Annotated in this window: 23 protein-coding genes and 2 pseudogenes; 1 reads left to right on the forward strand and 24 read right to left on the reverse strand. The window is 51.6% G+C overall.

Going from position 1 to position 21,199, the window contains the following annotated elements; genetic code table 11:
- Positions 1-656: 656 nt before the first annotated feature.
- The 23 genes and pseudogenes from dinQ to BM135_RS08250 all read right to left on the reverse strand — a co-directional run bounded on the left by dinQ (position 657) and on the right by BM135_RS08250 (position 18,814).
- A complete protein-coding gene (gene dinQ / locus BM135_RS17920) occupies positions 657-740 on the reverse strand; it encodes a damage-inducible type I toxin DinQ (protein ID WP_370630631.1) in 84 nt (27 codons plus the stop codon).
- A 672-nt stretch (positions 741-1,412) separates the two neighbouring features.
- On the reverse strand, positions 1,413-3,050 hold the full coding sequence (locus BM135_RS08145; RefSeq protein ID WP_092519267.1) for a type VI secretion system Vgr family protein: 1,638 nt from the start codon (positions 3,048-3,050) through the stop codon (positions 1,413-1,415).
- On the reverse strand, positions 3,047-3,586 hold the full coding sequence (locus BM135_RS08150) for a baseplate complex protein (RefSeq protein WP_092519268.1): 540 nt from the start codon (positions 3,584-3,586) through the stop codon (positions 3,047-3,049). Before BM135_RS08150 ends, BM135_RS08145 begins: the two co-directional genes overlap by 4 nt.
- A complete protein-coding gene (locus BM135_RS08155; RefSeq protein WP_092519269.1) occupies positions 3,558-4,283 on the reverse strand; it encodes a hypothetical protein in 726 nt (241 codons plus the stop codon). The genes BM135_RS08150 and BM135_RS08155 overlap by 29 nt, the downstream gene beginning before the upstream one ends.
- Positions 4,270-4,896 (reverse strand): tail fiber assembly protein, encoded by a 627-nt coding sequence (locus BM135_RS08160; protein WP_092519270.1) that lies wholly within the window; start codon positions 4,894-4,896, stop codon positions 4,270-4,272. The genes BM135_RS08155 and BM135_RS08160 overlap by 14 nt, the downstream gene beginning before the upstream one ends.
- Positions 4,896-6,995, reverse strand: coding sequence for a phage tail-collar fiber domain-containing protein (locus BM135_RS17360; RefSeq protein WP_092519271.1), 2,100 nt, complete (start codon positions 6,993-6,995; stop codon positions 4,896-4,898). The genes BM135_RS08160 and BM135_RS17360 overlap by 1 nt, the downstream gene beginning before the upstream one ends.
- A gap of 9 nt (positions 6,996-7,004) precedes the next feature.
- On the reverse strand, positions 7,005-7,661 hold the full coding sequence (locus BM135_RS08170; RefSeq protein ID WP_092519272.1) for a phage tail protein: 657 nt from the start codon (positions 7,659-7,661) through the stop codon (positions 7,005-7,007).
- Positions 7,654-8,838, reverse strand: coding sequence for a baseplate J/gp47 family protein (locus BM135_RS08175; protein ID WP_092519273.1), 1,185 nt, complete (start codon positions 8,836-8,838; stop codon positions 7,654-7,656). Before BM135_RS08175 ends, BM135_RS08170 begins: the two co-directional genes overlap by 8 nt.
- Positions 8,828-9,163 (reverse strand): DUF2590 family protein, encoded by a 336-nt coding sequence (locus tag BM135_RS08180; RefSeq protein WP_092519274.1) that lies wholly within the window; start codon positions 9,161-9,163, stop codon positions 8,828-8,830. The genes BM135_RS08175 and BM135_RS08180 overlap by 11 nt, the downstream gene beginning before the upstream one ends.
- The gene (locus tag BM135_RS08185) at positions 9,156-11,306 is read right to left on the reverse strand and encodes a phage tail tape measure protein (protein ID WP_092519275.1); all 2,151 of its coding nucleotides are present in this window, start codon (positions 11,304-11,306) and stop codon (positions 9,156-9,158) included. Before BM135_RS08185 ends, BM135_RS08180 begins: the two co-directional genes overlap by 8 nt.
- Entirely contained in the window at positions 11,303-11,584 is a 282-nt protein-coding gene (locus BM135_RS17925; RefSeq protein WP_422646116.1) for a DUF6890 family protein, read from the reverse strand. The genes BM135_RS08185 and BM135_RS17925 overlap by 4 nt, the downstream gene beginning before the upstream one ends.
- Complete coding sequence (locus BM135_RS08190) at positions 11,494-11,763, reverse strand: putative phage tail assembly chaperone (RefSeq protein ID WP_092519276.1); 270 nt, start codon at positions 11,761-11,763, stop codon at positions 11,494-11,496. The genes BM135_RS17925 and BM135_RS08190 overlap by 91 nt, the downstream gene beginning before the upstream one ends.
- A gap of 101 nt (positions 11,764-11,864) precedes the next feature.
- Positions 11,865-12,254 carry a hypothetical protein gene (locus tag BM135_RS08200; RefSeq protein WP_092519278.1) on the reverse strand — a complete coding sequence of 130 codons (390 nt, stop codon included), beginning with the start codon at positions 12,252-12,254 and terminating at the stop codon, positions 11,865-11,867.
- Positions 12,254-12,592: pseudogene (locus tag BM135_RS08205) on the reverse strand (M15 family metallopeptidase). Before BM135_RS08205 ends, BM135_RS08200 begins: the two are co-directional and overlap by 1 nt.
- Positions 12,589-12,882: a phage holin family protein gene (locus BM135_RS08210; RefSeq protein ID WP_092519279.1), complete on the reverse strand. Its 294-nt coding sequence runs from the start codon at positions 12,880-12,882 to the stop codon at positions 12,589-12,591. The pseudogene BM135_RS08205 and the gene BM135_RS08210 overlap by 4 nt, the downstream one beginning before the upstream one ends.
- 12 nt (positions 12,883-12,894) lie before the next feature.
- The gene (locus BM135_RS08215; protein WP_086110339.1) at positions 12,895-13,350 is read right to left on the reverse strand and encodes a DUF2597 family protein; all 456 of its coding nucleotides are present in this window, start codon (positions 13,348-13,350) and stop codon (positions 12,895-12,897) included.
- Complete coding sequence (locus BM135_RS08220; protein WP_175486030.1) at positions 13,347-14,471, reverse strand: DUF2586 domain-containing protein; 1,125 nt, start codon at positions 14,469-14,471, stop codon at positions 13,347-13,349. The genes BM135_RS08215 and BM135_RS08220 overlap by 4 nt, the downstream gene beginning before the upstream one ends.
- Before the next feature lie 20 nt (positions 14,472-14,491).
- Positions 14,492-15,166 (reverse strand): hypothetical protein, encoded by a 675-nt coding sequence (locus BM135_RS08225; protein WP_092519281.1) that lies wholly within the window; start codon positions 15,164-15,166, stop codon positions 14,492-14,494.
- Positions 15,163-15,663 (reverse strand): phage tail protein, encoded by a 501-nt coding sequence (locus BM135_RS08230; RefSeq protein ID WP_092519282.1) that lies wholly within the window; start codon positions 15,661-15,663, stop codon positions 15,163-15,165. The genes BM135_RS08225 and BM135_RS08230 overlap by 4 nt, the downstream gene beginning before the upstream one ends.
- A complete protein-coding gene (locus BM135_RS08235; protein WP_339385093.1) occupies positions 15,660-16,094 on the reverse strand; it encodes a head completion/stabilization protein in 435 nt (144 codons plus the stop codon). The genes BM135_RS08230 and BM135_RS08235 overlap by 4 nt, the downstream gene beginning before the upstream one ends.
- Positions 16,095-16,212: 118 nt before the next feature.
- A complete protein-coding gene (gene gpM, locus BM135_RS08240; RefSeq protein ID WP_092519284.1) occupies positions 16,213-16,935 on the reverse strand; it encodes a phage terminase small subunit in 723 nt (240 codons plus the stop codon).
- A complete protein-coding gene (locus BM135_RS08245; RefSeq protein WP_092519285.1) occupies positions 16,935-17,966 on the reverse strand; it encodes a phage major capsid protein, P2 family in 1,032 nt (343 codons plus the stop codon). Before BM135_RS08245 ends, gpM begins: the two co-directional genes overlap by 1 nt.
- Positions 17,967-17,983: 17 nt before the next feature.
- The gene (locus BM135_RS08250) at positions 17,984-18,814 is read right to left on the reverse strand and encodes a GPO family capsid scaffolding protein (protein ID WP_092519286.1); all 831 of its coding nucleotides are present in this window, start codon (positions 18,812-18,814) and stop codon (positions 17,984-17,986) included.
- Positions 18,815-19,000: 186 nt separating this feature from the next.
- Between BM135_RS08250 and BM135_RS17370 the strand changes: the two are divergent.
- A pseudogene (locus tag BM135_RS17370) lies at positions 19,001-19,129 on the forward strand (terminase gpP N-terminus-related DNA-binding protein); the annotation flags it as partial.
- On the opposite strand, the gene BM135_RS08260 reads toward BM135_RS17370, so the two are convergent.
- Entirely contained in the window at positions 19,114-21,081 is a 1,968-nt protein-coding gene (locus BM135_RS08260; protein WP_245737334.1) for a replication endonuclease, read from the reverse strand. The pseudogene BM135_RS17370 and the gene BM135_RS08260 sit on opposite strands and share 16 nt — an antisense overlap.
- Positions 21,082-21,199: the final 118 nt, after the last annotated feature.

Here is a 21,199-nt window from a genome sequence, read left to right on the forward strand (position 1 = left end):
ACTAAGCGCCAGAAGGCTGGCTGGGATAATGGCTATATGATGAAAATCCTGACAGTGGGATTTTCATCTGTATAAATTAGACCCGTTTGCCCTACCTTCTGGCCATCAAGCTATTAAATCTATACAGTGTCATCCTCGACCATAAATTTCAGTTTTCCTTTTCCCTCAAAGCCGCACAAACCCTGAATTTTTTAATAGGTTGCGGCTTTGTCTTTTGATCCATTCTTTCACGTAAAATAGAATTCCCCCTTTAATATCATTGCATTAATATTTTTACCGCGATCCGCTTTTGATCCAAAAACTGAAATTACCTGAAAATCTTTTCATTCCTTTCAGTTTGGGGTTTTTTCCACAGCGCCAGCACGGGCGCGCTCTGGCGATTCCCTTTGTCGGATTTTAAAACTGAAATAATTTTTTGATCCAAAACGGGCAGGCGGGTGCGGTGTAGTGCGTTTTACGTCAGGTTGACGTTTATTTCGTGGGGATTGTGCGGCGTGAGCGTGGTGCAATAACGCAGATCCAAATGAACCGTAGCAAGGAGTAAATTAAGGGGGAACAGTGCTGTGTACTTCTGGTGGCGTTTTATTGAGGGTGCGCTAGAAATGTTAAAGGCCACCGGGCGGTTAACCCGATGGCCTTATCTCCGTTTCCGCTACCTATTTCAAAAAGGTACGGATCAATTCTAAAAGCGCAATTAGTGCTTTTAGAACGATGATAGTGGTGTTAATAACCTCTTTCATCCGTTCGCTCCTATGAGCAGGAGCACGACTAAACCAGCCATTGCCTTTACGCTGCCTGTCCGGTTGGTTTCCGTCACGTCAGTTGTGGAATGCCGCGCTCTGACCGAGGCACTGAAGCAGTACCACCTGTTTCAGCCAGGGCTTTGATACATTCCGTAAAACCTACGAAACGCTGAATTCCTTTTCCATATCAGATGCTTTTTAGCGGCGGCCATTGCGCAAACTCAACTAACAATTATGAATTATAAATTTATTTTCAAATGATTCAATCAATTCAAGTGATAAGTAGATAAAACAAAAAAGCCAACTGGTGAGGTTGGCTTTTTTGTTTTATCCATACATGATGGAGTATGTTTGTGCTATTACTGAAGTTGGTAGCCTCAGTCACAGCGCGGCATTCCACAACTGACGTAACCAGTCTAATACCTATAGCATAAAATATCAACCTAGGGTATAGCGTAGAGGATCTCACACAAATAAACGATATTCATCCAATCAAGCCAACTGGTGAGGTTGGTTTCTTTGTTTTTACCCTTGGTGCAGGGTAATTATCTGTGTGCTAGACGAGATTGGTAGCCCCGGTTCTAGCGCGACACATCTAAACTAACATCATCACTCTACCGCCTGTCACGCTGGATATCAACCCGCGCATGTGGAAAAGATAAGTGACACTCACCCAATCACGGGCGAATATTTCTGTTTCAATCCATCGGATTTATACGCCGTGTTCCTTATCGCGCTAGCGTTCTCCGGTGTACCAGTGTTGTGATGGGTATGGGCGGCGGTCAGTTCGGCCAGTTCCCTGACCACATCCAGCGTGTCTAACATCAGGGTCATAACGTTAAGTTGCTGGCTGCCCACCCAGACTACAGGTGCAACAATTTCCTGTTTAACGCCCGCAATGCTCTGTTTCAGCAGGCCAATTTTCTCTATCAGCGTTTGGCCCACTTCAATATTGGCATTTTTCCCGACACTGGCGACGAAATTCGATGAGGTTGCCACGCTGTAGTCACCCTCGGCGATTTGCTGGACAGCACCCGCCAATAGCGTAGACGTGCCCAAGACCGTGATTTTATCCGTCGCCTGTACCGTGGTATCCCGTGCTACCACCGTGCGCGTTTCCGTATCGGCCCTGATTTCGCGGTGCATAGAGGATTCATTGATGGTCTGGTCAGTCTGGCGTATCCAGCTGCCTTCCTGTGTGACGCGCTGCGAGACTTCCGCCCGCTGCTGCTGCAATTGTTCGCCGGGTTGGATATCCGGCAGGGTATTGCCTTGGCTCAGAGTTTGGCGAATAAAGGGTTTGTCTGGTCGTCCGCCCTCGAACGCGATTTCAACCACCGTGCCGATGGGTGGGTACTGGAACATGCCCGATTCCCCGCCTGCCATCGGCAGAGGCAGCGGGACGGCACGATAAACCGGGGCGGCAGCGTCCTTGCCGTTATCATCCAGCAATTGCACATCGACCGCATAACGCGGGCGGAACGGGTCAGACATATCGCCGCTGGCCGTGCTTTCAGTGTGTGCCTCAATGCGGGCAAATTGGGGTAAATGCAGCCCGGCGGATAATTCAGGGTAAGCCGCATCAATCTGGCGCTGGGCAGGGGTTTTGTTCTCCGTCTGGCCTTTCGGTTGCCATGTGATGCCCATGTTTTCATTCAACAGGTTGACCTTGGTCAGCCGCTGCTGATTGACCACAAAACCGGGGCGCAGGGATTGGATCATGGGAATAGTCATGGCATTGCCTGCCGACTGGCTCTGGCTGAATTCATTCAGGATTTCGACAGGCTTTTCGGCAAACATCGAATGTGCCCAACTGCCCAGATAAACCGAACCGTCCGGCAACTGGTGCCAGAGATAATCGTCAATGGCAAAAAGCTGCCCCAGACTGCCCAGTAACTGATAGCCCGTGCTGTTATGGGTGTAGTGCGGGATGGGTTTATCGGTATAAGGGGCATCCGGTAGCGTGAACGTCAGGCCGCTGTGTTCCTGCAACCACGCCACTATCTGGCGTAACGTCGGGTGCTGAAATGAACACGGCCACACTTTATCAAACACGCCGACCAGTTCACGTACAAACAGGCGCTGATAGCCGTTCTGGGCAGGTTGTGAACGTTCCACATACCCGGTAAACCAGCGCAGTACCAAATCGGTATAGCCCACATCAAGGCGCACCAGTTTCCCGGTGTAATCGTTGGTGGTCTCCGCCGTGATAAAGCCCCGGCCACAGGCGGACAGTTCCAGCATGAGATTGGCATCCACCACATGCACCTCATCGCCGGATAAGCAGAGCCGCTGGATGGGTTTCATTCGCCTGCGCCTCCGATGCCATCATTAATGGGTTTCAATACCTCGCGTTCGAACCAGCTTAATTTTTCCGGGTCTTCCCCGGCTTTCGTGCCGCCCTGTCCGGTCTGTTTTTTCGCCTGAATCGCGCCGGTGGCACGGGCATCGCGTTTCTCCGCCACTGATAAATGCTCCCGCAAGGTAAACGTGACCTGCCATGCCTGTTTACCGTCCACCTTGCTGGCATCCATCGTGCCCGTAAAGGTGCCGATGCGAAAGTTAATGGCCTGTGCGGTCAGATTCGCCACCCGGTAGCGTTTCAGGTTGCCGTTGTCTTTGGCTTCCGCCAGTGCAAACAGGCGCGACAGGGTTTTCTGTTCAGTAAAGGGAATAATGCCCGTGATACGCAGTTCTTTCGGCTTGATGCCCTGTTCAGCGACGGCGGTACTGGAAGACTGCCCACTCTGGTCGCTGTCCTGAAACATCACAGAGGGCGTGACGGTCAGGCTTTTTAGCGGGATAGCCTCGCCATCAAGGGCGAGGGTGATAATTTGGCTCATGGTGTAGCATCCTTTCTAATGGGCGGATATCGTCCCCGATAAACAGCGTGGCCAGTGTATAAACGGCATCGGGTTCGGGGATATTCTGCCGCAGTTTTTCCGCCAAATGTGTACCGTCTCCTTTCCCTGAAAACGTCCAGACACTGGCCGATTTATCCCGGATACCGCTCAGGGCATCCGTCACCTTTTGCAAGGCGTTCTGCCTTGCCGTGGTAAACCCGCTTAACTGGGATTTTAATCCCGCAAGGCTGCTGCCCGCACTGGCTTGGGCTTTGGCCTGCTCTATCCGTTGCGCATTGACGGCCAAGCGGCTGGTTGCGGTTGACAACGGCTGAGGCAGCGGCAAACCGCCGCCCTGCTGGCCCGGCAATTGCATTTTGGTCGTTGTCAAACTTTCTGCCGTTTTTGCCATCCGTTTGACCTGAGCAAATGCTGGCAACGGCAGCACCGATGAAAATTGCGTGAGGTGTTGCATAAATTCATCATGGGTCTTGGCGCAAATCATAATAACCAGACTATTAATGTTTCCGGCCCCTGTAATTTTCTTTGCCAGATAGTCAATCGCGTTAGTTGGGCTTAGGTAACTGCCGCTGTCTGTCTGCTGCCCGGTGCCATAGATAAAGGGGTGTACGGACATAATGGTGGCCGATATCCCCGATAGCGCCGGGGACAGTTGCAGGGTTTTACGCTGCCACATTGGGCTGTTCCGGCCATGTAATATCCGTTGTTCCTGAGATATCAAGACGGCTTAAGGCAACGAGGTATTTTTTCCATTCAATCAATACCCGTTTTTCACTCTCTGTGGCTAATTCAGTCTCTATGGCATACTGTAGCAGCCTGATATTCTCTTCTGCCTGCTGGCGCAATTGAGCACGTTGTCTTTCCGCTAATTCAATTCTTTTGGCTTTTTGTGCGGCAAAGTCAGTGACCCATTTTTTACCGTTCCAGACATCAAAATCAGTATTGGGTCTTAACAGCGTCAACTCAGGCGGTAACGATCCCAGTTGCTGTATCACTCGCGACTCTCGGTTTTTGATATGGTAAACCGTCTTCCCACGGTAATCCGGCACATGTCCCCATGACAAGCCATCGGGGCTGCGACAAACCGCGACATTATCGGATTCTGGCAATGTGGGTTCATCCAGATACGCCCCAGCGGACAGGCTAAAACCCAAAACGGTACGCTCCATGTCTGCACAAAGGTATTCACCTGTCTCTGTATTCGCACGATAAACGGTGACCCAACCGTTAGATAGAGCAAAACCATTTTCATTAAATTCTGCTGTTTTAATATTCGTTGCATATTTCATTATGCTTCCCTCACAATATATAAAAAGGCGATGTTACGCGGGCGGGTTTCAGTTCCTATAGCGCCGTTATTGGTAAAACCGTCAAAATCACTGCCGTTATTCGTCATTGGCAAGGGTTGTTTACTATCATCATGAAATGACCCCGCGTATTTCCATTGTGTGGTGATACCAAAATTCCCCCCAGCTCTTCCACCATGTCCCCCTAAATGAGAATGATACTGCACCTGTTGATTTTGCCACGATAACGCGCCACGACCAGAATCAATACCGCGCCCGTTATCCAATCCCCGGATAAACTCGCCCCGCAAATCGGGTAAATAGCAGGACGGGTAAGCTTCTGCCAATTTTGGGCACTTTACCGGATCAAAATGTTGACCCTTACATTCAACATAACCCGCAGGCGGATTAGCATTAGGCCACGGTAGCGGTACGCCAACAGGAATATTGTGTTGATGGTGTTGCAGGTAACGATTATCGAAGTTACTGTAATCTTCAGGTAACATGCTTCCGTTTACTGAAAATTGCACCCCACCATTGCCTAGCCGATGGCTATACCAGAACCATCCTTGATTGTCGCCAGCTTCCAATACGGTGTGTCGATCTCCCCCCCGGGCAGCGTTGCCCCATATATGTATATTGACAGGCGATGCTGCTGATTTTTCAGAACTTAGCACCATGGGTGAAGTGTCGTTACTGCCCACAATAACACGCTTGTCAAAACGAACATGGTCATGAAACGTTCCTCCACGTGATGCAGAAACCGCATCAACATCAAAAGCCGTGGGTTTATTTTTAGTGGTATAGAATTCTGTCCACGGTTCTTCAAATCCAAAGCTATCCCTGGCTGAACGATAAGCGATGCTACCATTTCTGTATTGGGTTTTTAATTGTAGGGCTGGGGTACTGCCCTGACTCACATTAAAGTGGACAACCAGCAGGGTACCTCCCGGTTGTTTGGCAACATAAGCCCCGGACGCGGCATCCCACGGTACGGCATCGTCTCCTTCTACAACGGCTGCCGCCCCTTTGGGAAATGCACCCACATCAACCGCACCTAATACCACATCGGCTGATAATGATTTGCCGTTGATACTTCGGCTTTTAGGTACTGCATTTTCATTAACAGCATTTAGCGCAATATTCGTGGCATAATTGCCCTGCGGTTGCTTCCCATTTACACTATTTTCCAATGCTTGCTGTTTAGCCGCACAATCCTGTTTAACCCGCTCAAGTTCCCGGTTAAGTTCTGCAATATCACGGTCACTTAATGTCCCTTGATGGCGTAAGTCAGTAACATTACCGTTACCATCAATACGGGCAATGGCAAACACATAATGCGGATATCCCGCTACATCAACATAGTTTTTTAGATCATTCGTCGCAGTGATTTTCACCCCCGTTTTCCACTGACTGACCAGATTACCCTGATAACTAAAGTCCGCATACACACGGGTATTGCGCAGGCTGTTTAAGGTCTGGTCAAATGCCAGTACCCCACGCAACCCGCCCACATAAGCCAGCCCTTTTTTTACTGTGTATTTGTCACCACTGCGGATCACCGCAAAGCCATCATTAAAAAATGCCGCCTCGCCGTAACTGTCGGTGTTAATCAGGCGTTGCATTTCATCAATGCCCGTCAAACGCGCGGTAAAATCAATCTGCCATGTTTCCGCTGTGGTGGTGATAGCGGTTTCTGTCGCCGCGCCGTCAAACTCCAGTAAGAAAGAACGGGTTAACACATTGCCCTGCAAGCCATTGGCGGTTTTGATTTTCTTCTGCGTGGGGGCATGGGTGATCATGCCAATGACACCGGAGGCCTTATTGATAAGACCAATCCAGTTAAAATCAAAATTCCCCACTTCCGTACCCAGTGTCACGCTGTAAGCCACGGCGTTCTCACTGGCTAATCCGGTTTTATTGACTGCCTGACGGTGGACGATTTGATTTGCCGCAGGCAATTTTTCACTGCGGCTGATCTCTTTCGACGGATCAAGATTCGGCACATTCGCAAAGACAAATTCATCCAGTATCACAGTCGTTCCCGCTGCGGTTTGCTGTGCCTTCCATTTTTCAAAGTCTGCCGTTATCACTGAAGACATACTATTTCCTTATAATGACGCACCGTAGGTTACGTTCGGTGCGGTGCTTTCCTTGAGGCTGGCACTGTCACAGACGGCAACGCCTGCGATATGCCCCACTTTTAATAATAATGGCTGGGTCGGAATGGCAGCGGCATAAGTGCAATAGTCTGCACTGATACTGCCAACCCGCATCAATAACTGGTTTTTCGCTATCACTTCAAAACGATAACGGCGGCAGGTTCGCCCGTACTGACGGATGATATTCATCAGCAAATCAGGGTTGGCTGCTATCTGTCCGTCACTAAGGCGCAGGATAATCACATCCCAGTCAATATCTGGCTGGCGTTCCAGTAGCTCCACATAGCCCACGCCCAGCCGTTCAAAGATGGCAATAAATCCGGCAATACTGCCTGCGTCTTTCGCGTTGATAAAGGCGTACTTCACCCGCTTGCGAAACAGCGGCAACGGCTCGCCGTTAAAACGCTGGATATCCCGCTGATAGGCCAGCACCGATAACAACGACTCAGTACAGGTTTCGGCGTCCAGTTGGGCCAGCGGCCATGTCAGCCAGCCGTAAACCTGCGTCCAGAATGCCCGTGCTGCCCCCAATAATTTGGCAGGTTCGCCCTTATCCATCCATGAGGGCAGGGCCAGCCGCTTAAGGCGTTCCCTGAACTCAGACATTTTTCACCTCCACTGAGAGCGTTTTCAGCTTCGGTACACTCAGTTCACTGAGAATGTCACCCAATGAAAAAGTCAGTGATACAATCTCGCTGAATTCACGGTGTATTTCGCGTCCCAAGCTGGAAAAAGAAAAACGCGAGTAGGGCCATGTTTTCTTCACCTGATAGTCGGTATTTTCCCGAAAGGCGCAGCGGATAAGGTTTCCAACATCGGTTTTCAATGTCACTATCTGCTCCTGACTGTAGTTCGCCAGATTTTCCACAAACAGCGTGACCGACAAATTATGATGCGTTTCCGGCATCGGCAGGCACTGCATATCATCGCCGTGCCCATGATGCCCCTGATTGGAGATGTAATCGTTCACTGCCTCAATAAAAGGTTGGCTGATTACCCCCGAATCCAGCAACAGATACGCGTTGGCAGTTCCCGCACCACGGGGCGCATCATGCAGAAAGAAGATGCAATCAATACTTAAGCCCGCCACAGCCGCAATCATGCCCCGGTAAACTGCATCGGTATGATAGTTACCTACCAAGTTATATTGGTTGCGGCAACGGTCGCGTAAATCATCGTCCGATTCCGCATCCGCACCGGGGGTTAACAGCCAGCCCTCTTCATTCTGTACCCGCGCAATACCGGATACGGCCACGGGCAGGAGTCGGAAATAACCGGGGGCCAGATTAAATGCGCCGCCTGCGGCTTCTGCCCTCACAGGCAATAAGGCACTGGACACACCGTCAGCAATCACACCACTTTCCGTGGTGCTGACCCGGTAGATTTCGCCATTAATGCGCTCGGTCTGGATCACCGTTCCGGCGGGCACCGTCACGGCAGATGCCCCTGCTGCTTTATAAAAACGGATCACCCCCTGTGCAGCCGAAGCAGGCTTGCGTTTCAGGTTCACGCCCCAGGCAAACATATCCAGCCATGAACCGGATGCACTCGCCAGATACATATTCTTCAGCGTGACATTGATTAATGCCTCTTTCAGCCACAACACCGGGCGCGTGACAAGGGCGTTAATCAGCCGCCAGAACGGGGACATGCGCGAGGTATTGGTCACCAGCCCGGCTTCATCCACCACGTTGGCAAACGCTTTGCTGATGTCGGCTTCCGTGGTCGGCATCCCGCTGTCACGCAACACCTTTTCATAATCAAGGGTTGGCTTAGTGTCCATGTCCCACACTCACGCTCAGTCGGCCAAAATCATAAGTTTCTGCCGTGATCCACAGCTTCGTTGGTGTTTCTTCATTAATGATGACCGTCCCCGGAATAATCCGCTCATCTTCCTCAACCAGAATTTCAATCTGGGTACGGATATCCGCCCGCAAGGTTGGGCTGCGCTCTGCCACCAGTTCCGTGGCAAGGCCGCTTTCCAAAATGGCATGAACACAATCCTGACCGACTGACACGCGGTTATGACAAAATTGCGGCTCATTGCCTGAGTTGAGCGTAAAATTACCGCCCGTGATCAATAAATCAATGTATTTCGGCTCATCCATAAGCCACCTGTTCCCATTCCGTGAGTTGTGCCGGTGTGACGTTACCCTTAACATTCAGCGTCACATTTTCAATCCGGCGGCTGTTATCCGTGATGGTCTGTGAATTCGTTGTCACCGCTTTCATCAGACCTTGCTTGCCAATGCCCTGCTTTTTCCCACCCGTTAATACGCCCTCGGTTTCGGGCGGCTGAATGGCTTTCACCGGCTGGATCATCGCTTGAGGTTGTCCCTGCAAAATTCCGTTGGGCTGAGTCATTAATTTGGGATGATTTACGCCCATGCCCATATTGGGTATTGCCGCTCCTCCCATGACTTTGGGCTGTTCCTGCACCGGAGCCGCCGCTTTTCCGGTCGGTTCGGTGACCGTCTTCTCAATAGCTTGGGTTTCAATATTGATACCCGGAATGTAGTTCAGCTTGTCGATAATCCAGTTATAGGCGTCCCCGAACGACCCTTTCAGCCAGTCCCATAAGCCACTGAACAGATTGCTGACACTGTCCACCATGCCGGAAAACGTATCCGCCAGTGAAAAGTTGCTGAACCAGCTACAGAGGTTATCCCACGCTTCACCAATCCAGGCAAAGACTGCGCCGAAGATCCCGCCAACCCATTTCACACAGGCCGCGATAACCTTAAACGCCGTGGTATTCATAATGGCGGCTTTAATGGCATCCCAGTGCTTAATCAGCAGATAAATGCCCACAGCCAGCAACGCAATCGCAGCAATAATCAGCAAGACAGGCCAAGTCATAAAGCTGAATGAAATGCCCGCTAACATGGCCTGCATACGAACAGCCATCAGTGTATTACGTAATATTCTCAGTCCGACGTTCCATACGGTAACAGCACCATTGCAAAGCCAGACTGCCGCCGTCCACAGTTTCATCACCAGCGTACAGGCGGACCAAATTCCCTTAAGGCCTAGCCAGATAAATTTGGTCACCCCCATCACGATATTGGCCGCAGCACCCGCTGCCGCGAATCCGATAATGCCTGCCGAAATATAACCAATCCAGCGCGCGATATTGGGAAACAATTTCAACCAGCGCACCACTAGCTGGCTGGTATTCGCCATCCTGTTGACCAGCGAAGACACCGCAGGCAGCAGCGTTGAACCCACCGCAATGCGGATATTTTGCCAGATGACTTGCAGTCGTTCCCACGGGTTCGCCATCTGTTCGGCCATCTCCTGCGTGCGCTTCATACCATCATTCGCGCCCAGTGCCGTCATGTTCTTGCGCAGCACATCAACATTGCCGTAAAGCTGTTTGACCACCACGGCAGAATCCCCGAACGCGGCTTCAATTTCGGCTTGTGCTTTCAGGTTGCCTTCAATGCTTTTGCCGTATTTGGCCTGTAGTTTTTCCAGCATTTCCGGCATCGACAGCAATTTCCCGGAGGCGTTGGTAAAACTTAACCCCAGTTTCTTGCCGCTGGCTTCTGCATTGGTGATAAACGACTCATACGCGCCGCTGGCTTCACCGCCCAGCGCGCGGTTGAGTTCCCCCAAGACCGCCAACTGCTCATCAATGCCGACGCCGAACTGGGTTCCGGCGGCGCGGGCCCCTTCCATCAGGTCAGCAATGTCGGTCATGGACGTGCCGAACGTTTTCGACATGATCACCGCCTTGCCTGCCAGTTCTTCGGCAAACTGGAGGTGACCCACCGCCTTGGCATGACTGGAAAATTGGGAAAACATTTTTCCCATGTAACTGGCGGTATCGCTGGCGCTGGATTTGAGGGCGGCGGCAGTGGTATTGGCAATATTCGTCATCTGGGGCAGGTCGCTGTGTGACAGCCCGTTCACGGCCTTGCTGATTTCAGCGGCCGACTGCACAAACTCAATCGACGACTTGCCATACTGGGAACTGAACGTCATGGCATCGTTGGCGACTTTATCCATCACGCTGCTGTCAATGCCCTGCAATGAGGCGGATTTCAGCGCCTCATCCATTTCAATGGCGGGGTCAAGAAAGCCCTTGATTGACCAGAATGACGCGGCCAACCCGGCACCGCCAATCGCCAGTTTGCCGAACGCATCCTGTGAAGACTGGGCGAACTCTGACACCGCCGCTTTCGCCCCTGCCAGCGGTTTTGTGATTTTATCAATCAGGCTTAAGGTAAAATCTAATTCCTGACTCATGGTTCACCCCTGAACGCCAGTGCAATGCCATTAGCCGTGGCAATGCGCGTATTTTCCCAATAACGATTATCTAACCAGATGGCACGGGCTAAATTTTCCGTATTATCTTTTTCATGCGGTAAATAATGACGGCGTAATATTAAGACCTGTTCAAATAAACTATTCTCAATGGCCTTAACCCGTGCATTCAGTTTTTTATTTCGATATCCAGTTTCGGCGCATATTCGGCATTCACCCGTTCCACAATCTGCATCGCTGCACCGGGGATTTGCAGGAATTCGTCCAGCGCGGCTTTTGAGGCAGGCTGCACAATGCGGCGCAGGTAAGTGACAATCGGCACAATCTTATTGTCCATTGCCATGTCATTAATCATGCTGTTATAGGCAATGATATTCGGTTCAAAATGAATTTCAGTTTCGCCGATAATTAAGGTAATGATTTTATTTTCTTTGCTCATGAATGAATTCCTTTCTTTTATTAATTTCGTCCACTAATTGATTATGCCTTGCGGCACAGTTGCCATATAAGGCGGAATAATCGATTAAGATATTGGCTAAATTATTTCCGGTCGTTCCGGTTAATTTCGGTAATATTGCCTGACATTTTTTCAGCAGGTTTTCCTGATAAGGTTCGCCCGATGGTGTCGGCGGTGTCGTTGTACAGCCGGACAAACTCAGGGCTAACGCACACAGCAGTAAAAACAGGCTTGACCACTTCAGTACGAATCTCTCGCGGGGCGGCATTGGCGATCCCCTCCAGTTTATCTTCTAATTGCCGGGCGGAGGCGCTGGAAATGGCTTGCAACTCCTGTCGCATGGCCTCTTTTGCGCTTGCTGCTGCCCGTGTGATGTTCAGCTCGATGCTGTCACGGTAATAGTGATTGACGCGCCAGCCCGCACCGAACGCCAACGCCACCACAACAACATAGAGCGTCCGGGCATTGGACATCATTTCACCCCGTTATGTGAGAGCGAGAAATGATTGCCATCGGGACGGGAAAAGCGCCCGCCCCATGTACCGCCCAGCGACTCCCAATGTTCCCCCAGTGGCAGGTACGCGTCACTGCGGGTCTGATACTCGCCCTGAATAAACAGGTTGAGATCAACCGCCAGGCGCAGCGTATGCAGACTGTTGGCAATCCCCGTGCCTTTCCGGGCATTCAGTTTCGCCTGCTCCGGGGCGCGGTGCGCCTCACCCAACGTCACACGGTAGCCGCGTTCGTCCGCTCATAAGATCAACTGGGCAACCAATACCGCAAATAATTGCTGTTTTTCACTCAGTGTCATTGCTTTAACTTCCCTGTCAGCAATGCGCTGCCGCGCTTACGTAACCAGACCTCAATTAACTGATATCCGGCAATCCCTAATGCGCTGCCAATCCCCGTAACCGCAACTGGGCTGATGCCCGGCCACCAAATCAGCAATGCACCTGCCATCACTGACACTGCTGAACCGAGAATAATACGACCGATAAACAGCCGTAAGGTGATCGGTTCATTGCCGGTCAGCATCTTGCCTAACGCAATCAGTGCCCCCAATAGCACGAGCGTCACAAACGTTTTTTCATGCTCTTCCATGAGTGCCTATCCTTACCCTATCAGGCTTTGTGTCAGTTCCGCTTCCAGATAGGGAATGCCATTGATGCGCACAAAGTCCGGGCTGGTCACCACAAATTTCACCTTATGTGTCATGACACTGCCACCTTTCGGGTCAACGTCCAGAATGTCGCTGACAATCAGCTTGCAGCCGTAAGCCTCCACCTTGATTTCTTCGTTCCCGGCTTTGGCGTACCACATCAGGTCAACGGGCTGAATACCCCGCCATGACCCGGCTGAACGCGCTTTGGCGGTGACAATTTCCAGATATTTGGTACTGAGTTCAATCTCACCCTCCGCCGCCACATCCCCGGCGATATAGCCATCCGGTACGCCCTGCGTCTGGGCAGCGGCGGTGTTATCGGTAATGGACAGATTGACCTTTTCGGCATGCACCAGATCCCCGTCCATATTAAAATCGACCGACTGGCCTGAAATACGTTGGCTCATGCGCTTTTCTCCAGACTGCTATCCAGCAACAGGCTCACTGAAATGCCTTTCGGACATTCATAGGTGCGGATAGTGATATAAATTTCCACCGTGTTTTTATTACGCCATGTGATGGTGACATCGCCATCTTTCGGCGACTTCACTTCCCCCGGAAACGTCACGCCGTTAATCTCGGTACTGCGTGACATTTCACGCAAGGTGCGGGCAAAGTAAGCCTGATGGGTGGCGGTGCTGCCCGGCGTGCTGTTCAGGCTGCGGTCGGCAATTTTGGCAATCGCCTGCAAGCGCACCCGGCGGGCCACTTTATCAACCACCCGCAGATTTTCGATGCTTTGGTAATCGCCGCCTTCCACATCCAGTGTACGGCCATCTGACCAGTACAGGCCGTCATAATCGGGATACCACATCGGCACGCTGAAACGCAGTTTTTCCAGTGCCTGCAAGGTTGCCAGATCAATCGGCAGGCCTGTGCCATCCTTCGGGAAGTCACTGGCCCCCAAATCCATCAACGCCCCGGTCTGTACCCGTGCGGGGCTGTCGGCCACCGTGACGGCACGATTGCACAAGCGCCCGGCCAGTACACCTGCCTCATTGCCCCACAGACACGGCACCAATTGCACCGAGGGCACAGCTTCCCCTTTTTGCAGTTCCGCCAGACGGGTGACGTAATCCGCCCACGGCTCTTTAGACTGGGGGCCATCCACCGACAGGATCGCCCACTGCCAGCGGCCAAACTTGGCAATGGTGTTCGCCCGCAAGGTTTGTGCGGCCTTAATCACCTCTTTGGTCGCACCGCGGGTCAGCACGTAACCTTCAACACTGGCGACGGTCTGTGCCGCAATGACCGCATCCACGAACGCCCGTTCATCAGACAGTTCCGGCAATACATGCACATAGCCCGACCAGTTTTGCCCGGCATTGGCCATCGCCGCCCGTACCTGACGCTTGAGAGCCGTGCTTGCCGTGCCCAATACGGCATCAAAGTCCGTCTGGGTATTCACAGAAATGGTTTTGCCTGTGTTGGTTTTGCCTGTCCCCACGAACAGCAATACCCGTTCAATCTCCTTGGTTTCGCCTTGCAGTTGGTTAATCTGGTTAACCTGAACATGTGGCCACATAATGTCATCCTTTATTGAGGCGCTTACCCTGCGCCATATCCAATCCCTTGTAGCTGGCGAGCCAGCGCTTTGCTGAACTCGTCATCATTCATGCCTAAGAATGCACGGGCAGGCACATCCACTGTCCATGCGCTTTTGGCTGTTTCACCGCTCAGTTCGCGGATCAACGTCCCGGCCTGAATAAACGTCATATTGGCGGTCATTTCTTTTACCGGCGGTTTACGCCAGCGCTTGCCCTTTTTGACCTGATAGCCCAAATCACGCAGCTTTTTAGCCTGTTTAATGGTTGCCATCCGTTCACGGTCAACGGTCTTTTTCACCTGCTGCCGACTGACCTGAAAGCGCATCCCTTGCTGCTGAGCATACCCGACAACCCCGGCAGGGACTGGCTGATTGCCATTGCGGTAATGTCCGCCTTGCAGATAAACCCGTACCGCATCAATGTCGGGCATTTCCCGGATATGCAGCAGCTTCGGCATATTCCTGAGCATCTTCTTACGATACGAGCTTTTTCTGACTGGCCAGCTTTCTCCCTCCGGCGAGCGCTGATTGCGTACATTGCGTTTTGCTGCATCAATCAACCCATATTTTGCGATACGCCATAACAGGCGCTGCCGTTTCTTTTCCGGTAACTCAAGGTTGCTTAATGCGTCTTGCAGTTCCTTAAGCTGGTTGCTATTTAACTGGCCGTGGATCATGCCGGGCGTTTCCCAATCTGGGCGCCTGTCTCGTCCACACTGTGCACCGCACCTTGTTCCGCGAACCACACTTCGGTATCAGCCAGTGACCAGCGCCTGCCATCAAACGGGATCATGCCCTTGGGGTCTTCGCGTATCACGACAGGCTCTGCCAATGATAACGACACCAACACCACCGCCGTATCGCCATCCACTTCCACCGTCAGTGAGGGCCGTTCCTGCTCGACATTGGCATCATTAAAACCGTCACCCTGTCCGGTCAGCCAGCTATCAATCAGCAGCGGAATATTGCGCGGATCACAGTCCCGATAGGGGAAGCGCCCCCACGCAATCACCGCCTCATATTGCTGGACAAACATCTGGTATTGCCCCAGCCCTAAATCCCGTTGTGCCGGAATAAAGCGGATTTCGTCCATTTCACTGGTAAATTCGGTTTCACAAATCCGTTTTGGCAGATTTTCCCGCAAGAATGCGGTTAGTTGCTGTAATTTGCTCATATCAAACGTACCGTTGTGCGTCCTTTCCCTTTCATGTTGCGCAGTGTTACCGCTGATTCAGCCAGCAGGCGTTTTTGCACGTCGGGGCTTTCCTGCCCCGGATTGGGGGCACGGCTGACTAATGAGGTGTATTCCCCCATCAAATCGGCTTTTGCCCGGGCATACACGGCTCTTTTATACTGGCTGACCAGTGCGTTGCTGCCGTTAATCGAGATACCCGGCACAGCCGCAGCAGCCTGATAACCTTTGGCCTGTAAACGGGATTTCAGGTGCTGTAAATCAAGATTAATCTCGGCCACGGTCGCCAGCAGCGCATTGGCGAGCATGTCGTTATCCAAATCCGCAGGCAGCTTGCGATTGACCTGAAATTCCCGCAGGTTCAAATCCGGCCAAAAGCCGTCATTGGTCAGGGGTGCGTCCCGGTAATCCACGGTATTGCCATTAAACATGGTGCGTTCCTCCCTGAAGAAAAAGCGGGCTGTCCGGTTTCCACGGCCAAATGCCTGATGGCTTTGCCTCCACCGCGCCCGCTCCGGCTTGCGGTAGTCGTTATTGATTAAGGTTAAGCGTTTCGTTTGTCAGTGCCCGCAGACGGGCGGCAATCCGTTGCCGATAGGTTTTCACCCCGGATTTCGGGTTGCACTGATGGGCCTTTGCCAGCCAGCTATCGGCCTGTGCCAGCACATCCAGACTGTCCACGCTACTTGCCTTAATGTCGGCGTTATCCCCTCTTAACAGGCTTAACGCCGCGAATTTGTAGTACTTCGCCTTGATTTTCTCGTGAACTTTCCATTTCTCGGTGACATTGTGAAATGTCCTTGAAAAATAGGGTTCGACGGGGTTCCCGGCTTCCGCTTCCCGTTGTGCCCAGAGCAACACGGTGTCGGCCACGAACGCCGGAAAGTTACTGCGAAAATGGTCGGGGGTGAGCTGTCCCTGCTCAATGGCGATATCCGCCCAGTCCAGTCCCTGTGAGAACTCCCCGATATCAAATAACCAAATCACGCAGTAGGCGAAAATCGGGTTACAGTACACCTCGCCTTCATCCAGATAGCGTTGTGCCGTGGGTAAATAATTGGGCAGCAGTTCCTGCCGCTTCATTTCGACCTTTTCTGCCGTCAGTGTGAGCTGGCGCAGCCGCTTCACATCCTGCTCAATGGTACGGGCTTGCAGGTGCATACTGGCGCCATCGGCAATGGCAACCGCTTGCTGCCGTTCCAGTTTCTGGCGAAGTGCAACCTCTGCCCGGTGGCGTTGAGCAGGTGACAACATTAGTCTGTACCCAGTTTTTCAGCCGGTTCCGCCACCGCACCAATCTTCACGGCGTTTTCATCATAAGCCGCATACAACTCTGGCGTTTCCAGTGCATAACCTTCGTTGCGCAGGTATTTGTTTTCGAACTGCTTACGATCGTCCGCAAATTCCGTTTTACGCTGACGGGTATTGCGCTGAGTCAGAATTTGCAGGTTCGGCAACATCGTCACCACCATACGCTTACCCGGCATAAAGGGCGGCACCATGGCCGGACGCCCGGCGATAGAACTGCCCAGCATCTGTGCCGCAATTTTTTCAGTCGGTCTATCCGCTGCCTGATAAAGCCGGTACTGTTCGGCGGCAACCAAATCCGCACCAACCAGCACCGTTAAACGCGGATCATGACGGTATTGCTGTGGAATGCAGGTGTTAATCAGGTCGGAAGCCATCGCATCCAGTGAGTTAAAATCGCCGTGTTCATCCAATATCACAGCACGGGTGATCACCTGCTTGCCACCGTCCCACTCTTTGGCAATCTGGTGCCAGCCTTTGTTCACATCTTCCCCGTTTGGATACGCGTCCGGGTCAGTGGTCTCAGCCGCTCGCTGACCGTTAAAACCGACACGCAGCATATCCAGCGCAAACGACTCATTGATAAACGCCTGCATACGCTGGAAAAACTCCTGTTCATTGCCGGAGTTAGCCCAGATAGACAGGGTGTTCCATTTCAGGGCTGCACCGGAATCGGTTTCTCTCAGTTTGTATTCATTACCATCGACACCCGTAGCACGCATAAAGCGGCCATCTTTCTTACGCCCGGTAAACAATCCCGGATTACCGACCGACACCACCTGCCCGGAAAGCTGATCCACATCGGCACAGGTAATCATACTGAGTAACTCGACCGCCTCCAGCAGCGCACTGCGCAGGGCGGTTTCTTTTGGGTCAGTCAGTGCGAAGTAACGTGAGGTTTTCTCAACGCCATAAGATTCAGCCAATCCCGCAGAGTAGTTTTGTAAAAACTCCCGTGCCCGTTGATTTAATTGCATAGTTCTTCCCTTCGCGGTTATAGGAATTTAAAACGGGCGTTTTTATTGCCTTTCGGATTACGTGACGGCACACGGGTTGCCAGCGTATCCAGCTTGCCGAAGTTTTTCACAATCTTCTGCAAGTTATCGCGCAGGCAGGCAAAATCTTCGGTATCCACCACCTCTTTAACGGTTTCGACATCTTCCTGTACTTCTTCCACGGTCTGTTCAGTGGATTCCAGCTTGCTTTCGACGGCGGTTATTCGCTTATCCATCTCGGCCAACGCCTCAGCAATTGCCTGCAACGCATCGTTACCCGTGGTTTCGGCAGGGGTTTCTTCCGGCTCTTCCACGTTAAAAAAGCTTCTCCATCCTTTTTTGGCCTTTGCCATCTTGCTTTCCTTAATATCTTTAACTTCGTCAATCACCAGTGGCTTATACGCGCCTGACCGATGAGGATTTTTGTTTTTACTAAACTGTAGGCGTGTTGTACCTACACTCGCTGGCGAATCAGTAACTGCCAGTCCTTCCAGATAGGTTTTGCCTGTCCCGCGAAAATTACCGCTAAGGGTAAATTCTACGGAGGTAAACAGCAGTTGCCCGTCCCGGTTGGCATCCAACAAGCGGTGATTGGGTCGCAGTTGCGCATAGAGACGCAAAGCTCCGTCTTCCCCGCGTTCGGCCTTGACCGCGAGCACTTCCCCCATCGCCCCGAACCAGCGTTCGTGTTCCGGCCAGATTCGGGCGGTATACAGTTGAGGGTCGTAGAGTTCGGCGGCTTCCAAGATCCATTGTGGTTCAATTGCCCGGCCATCAACCGTGTCGCCCTCCATGGCAATACATATCCAGTTCGTCATTAACTGAGACATATCGCATTCCTTTCGTTTGCTTCCCCCACAGTATTGCGGATCCAAAAAAATGCTGCGACAGGCGCAATGCGAATGAATTCGGATATGGCGCATAACCGAATTGAACCGAAGTTGGCGGGGCGTAAGGCGGAAATTAGCCCGGCATAATGAGGGCTGAGAAATAAAGGATAGTCAGGAAAAGGAAGCATGGCGAAATATTCTGATGAATTAATTAACGTGGCGAAGTCGCTGTACCTGCGCCGCTATACCCCGGCTGAAATTGCCGGTGAACTGAATCTGCCCAATCGGCGGATTGTTTACTACTGGGCGGAAAAATGGCACTGGGCGGACATGCTCAGCCATGAAAGTGTGATTGAGGCGGTCAACCGCCGTATTGCCTTGCTCAGTGAACGCAACGATAAAAATGCGGTAGAGCTGGACGAACTCCAAGGGGAAGAAAAAACAGGGTCAAAACCCAAACCCTTGTCCGCAGCCAGCGGGCTGGATTTCGGCACAATCTTCCACTTCACAGTACGGGTAATAAAAGAAGAGCACTCGCCCAGACGGGGCGAGTAAATACCAGAAATACGCTGAACATCTTCACCGTAGACATTGCCTTGTTCAGTCACTTCGTATGCAAGGCGGACTGTAAGATCTTTACGGGCAACCAGTGGCCCACCCTGACATTCAATATAGGCTGACCAGTTGCCAACATCGGCCGCAAAGCGAACGTTATCCATATCCTCATCAGGTAAAATCTGCTCATCACCTCTCAAGCGACGCAGCTCACGCCAGACAGAAACCGGAGCACCGCCAATTTGCTGGAACTGACGGATGCGCCAGCGGCTCGCCCAGGCAGAAACCGAACGAGACATATCCTTGAGGTTTCCCCCTGTCTCGTTATCTATTTCGCCATCCAGCGCGTAGCCATCAATGTTCTTTGAAATGTATTTGGCGATATAGCCTGTTGCACTGCCCTTCTTGGGATCAATCGGCTTCACCAGAAAACGGGCATTGCGTGCCGCTTCACTGTTTAACTCGTGGGCATCTTCCTGAGTCGCATACTTCCGAACAATTTCCCGCATTTCTTCGACATGCTCAGGCTGCATAAATAGCAATAGATGCCAGTGTGGTGTCCCGTCATGATGAGGCTCTACCACACGAAAACCGAACACACTGATCCCCGCACGGGAATACGCCGCCCGAATTTTTGCCCAGACACCACACAGATACTTTTGCGTATCCCGTGGGCTTGCGCCGTTCCAGTTCTTCACAAAACCGCCACCGCTGTGTGCCGAATGGTATTTAGACGGGGCAGTGATCGTATAAAAATCACCGACACAACCCATTTCATTGGCTAAATCTTCAAAGCCACGCTGACGAACCATCAGTTCACAGCGACGAACAGCAGGGTTAGCAATACTGCCCAAGACCTTATCGCTTAGTGAAACCCGCTCACCTTCTTCATTTTCCAACTCAAACTCTTGCAGGAATTCCCAGTTGCGGCGCTTCTGTTCTGTCCATTCCTGCAAGGTCTTGCGTGAGACATAGGATGAAGCCGCTTTTTGTACCTGACCCACGGCAATGGCCATATGTTCAGCACGAATATCACGCATGCGCTTTAAGCGGGCATACCACCATTGATCGGACATCATGCGCAGTAAACTGGCGCATAACTGATCTTCGGTTGGTAACTCCCTCCCTTTGGTGAATTGCTGTGAATAAGGTGCGGTTGTCCCAATCTGCTGGGTCAATTTTGCCAATCGGGTATAGATATAAATTAACCTTTGACGGGCTGCCTGCTCATTGTCTGGAGTCGCTGAATGATTAACGAAATGTTCGTAACTGTCAGTCATATACCGCGCCACACCGTGCGCCAATAGTTTGATCTCTTTACGGCCTAATGTAGAAAGGCGGTCAAGTTGCTCAATGAAAGGAAAAGGTGCAGCACCCACGACCAGGCTTTGGAATTGATATTGCTCGCTGACCAGATTGAACCGGGGTAATACATTCTTGCTAAACTGGCGCAAAAACATATTAGCCCGGCGACGACCGTCGCGACCTGACTTGAAGAGGTTGGCATAACGATTGACGAAGTAAACCGCCAACGAATCCGGCAGGTGTCCAAAGTACTGGTGACACCATGTGTAATCGTCGGGATTAACTTCCCACATAATGCGTTCAGCCAGAGTTGCTATCTGTGGCATCTCTGGCTGAAATTTACTGTATTGGCGGCGCGGTTTGGATTGTGCGCCGCTGTTTTGTTTTGCTTTTTCTACAAGACTCATGCAAGCACACAATTCAGAGAAGATAATTCAAACGAAAGCAAAACAAATTCCCCACCGATATGCGGATACAAATCGCTATCAATGACTTCGACGTCAGGGTCAAGTATTCAATCTGTTG

Source organism: Xenorhabdus japonica, from assembly GCF_900115195.1.
GTDB classification, from domain to species: Bacteria; Pseudomonadota; Gammaproteobacteria; order Enterobacterales; family Enterobacteriaceae; genus Xenorhabdus; species Xenorhabdus japonica.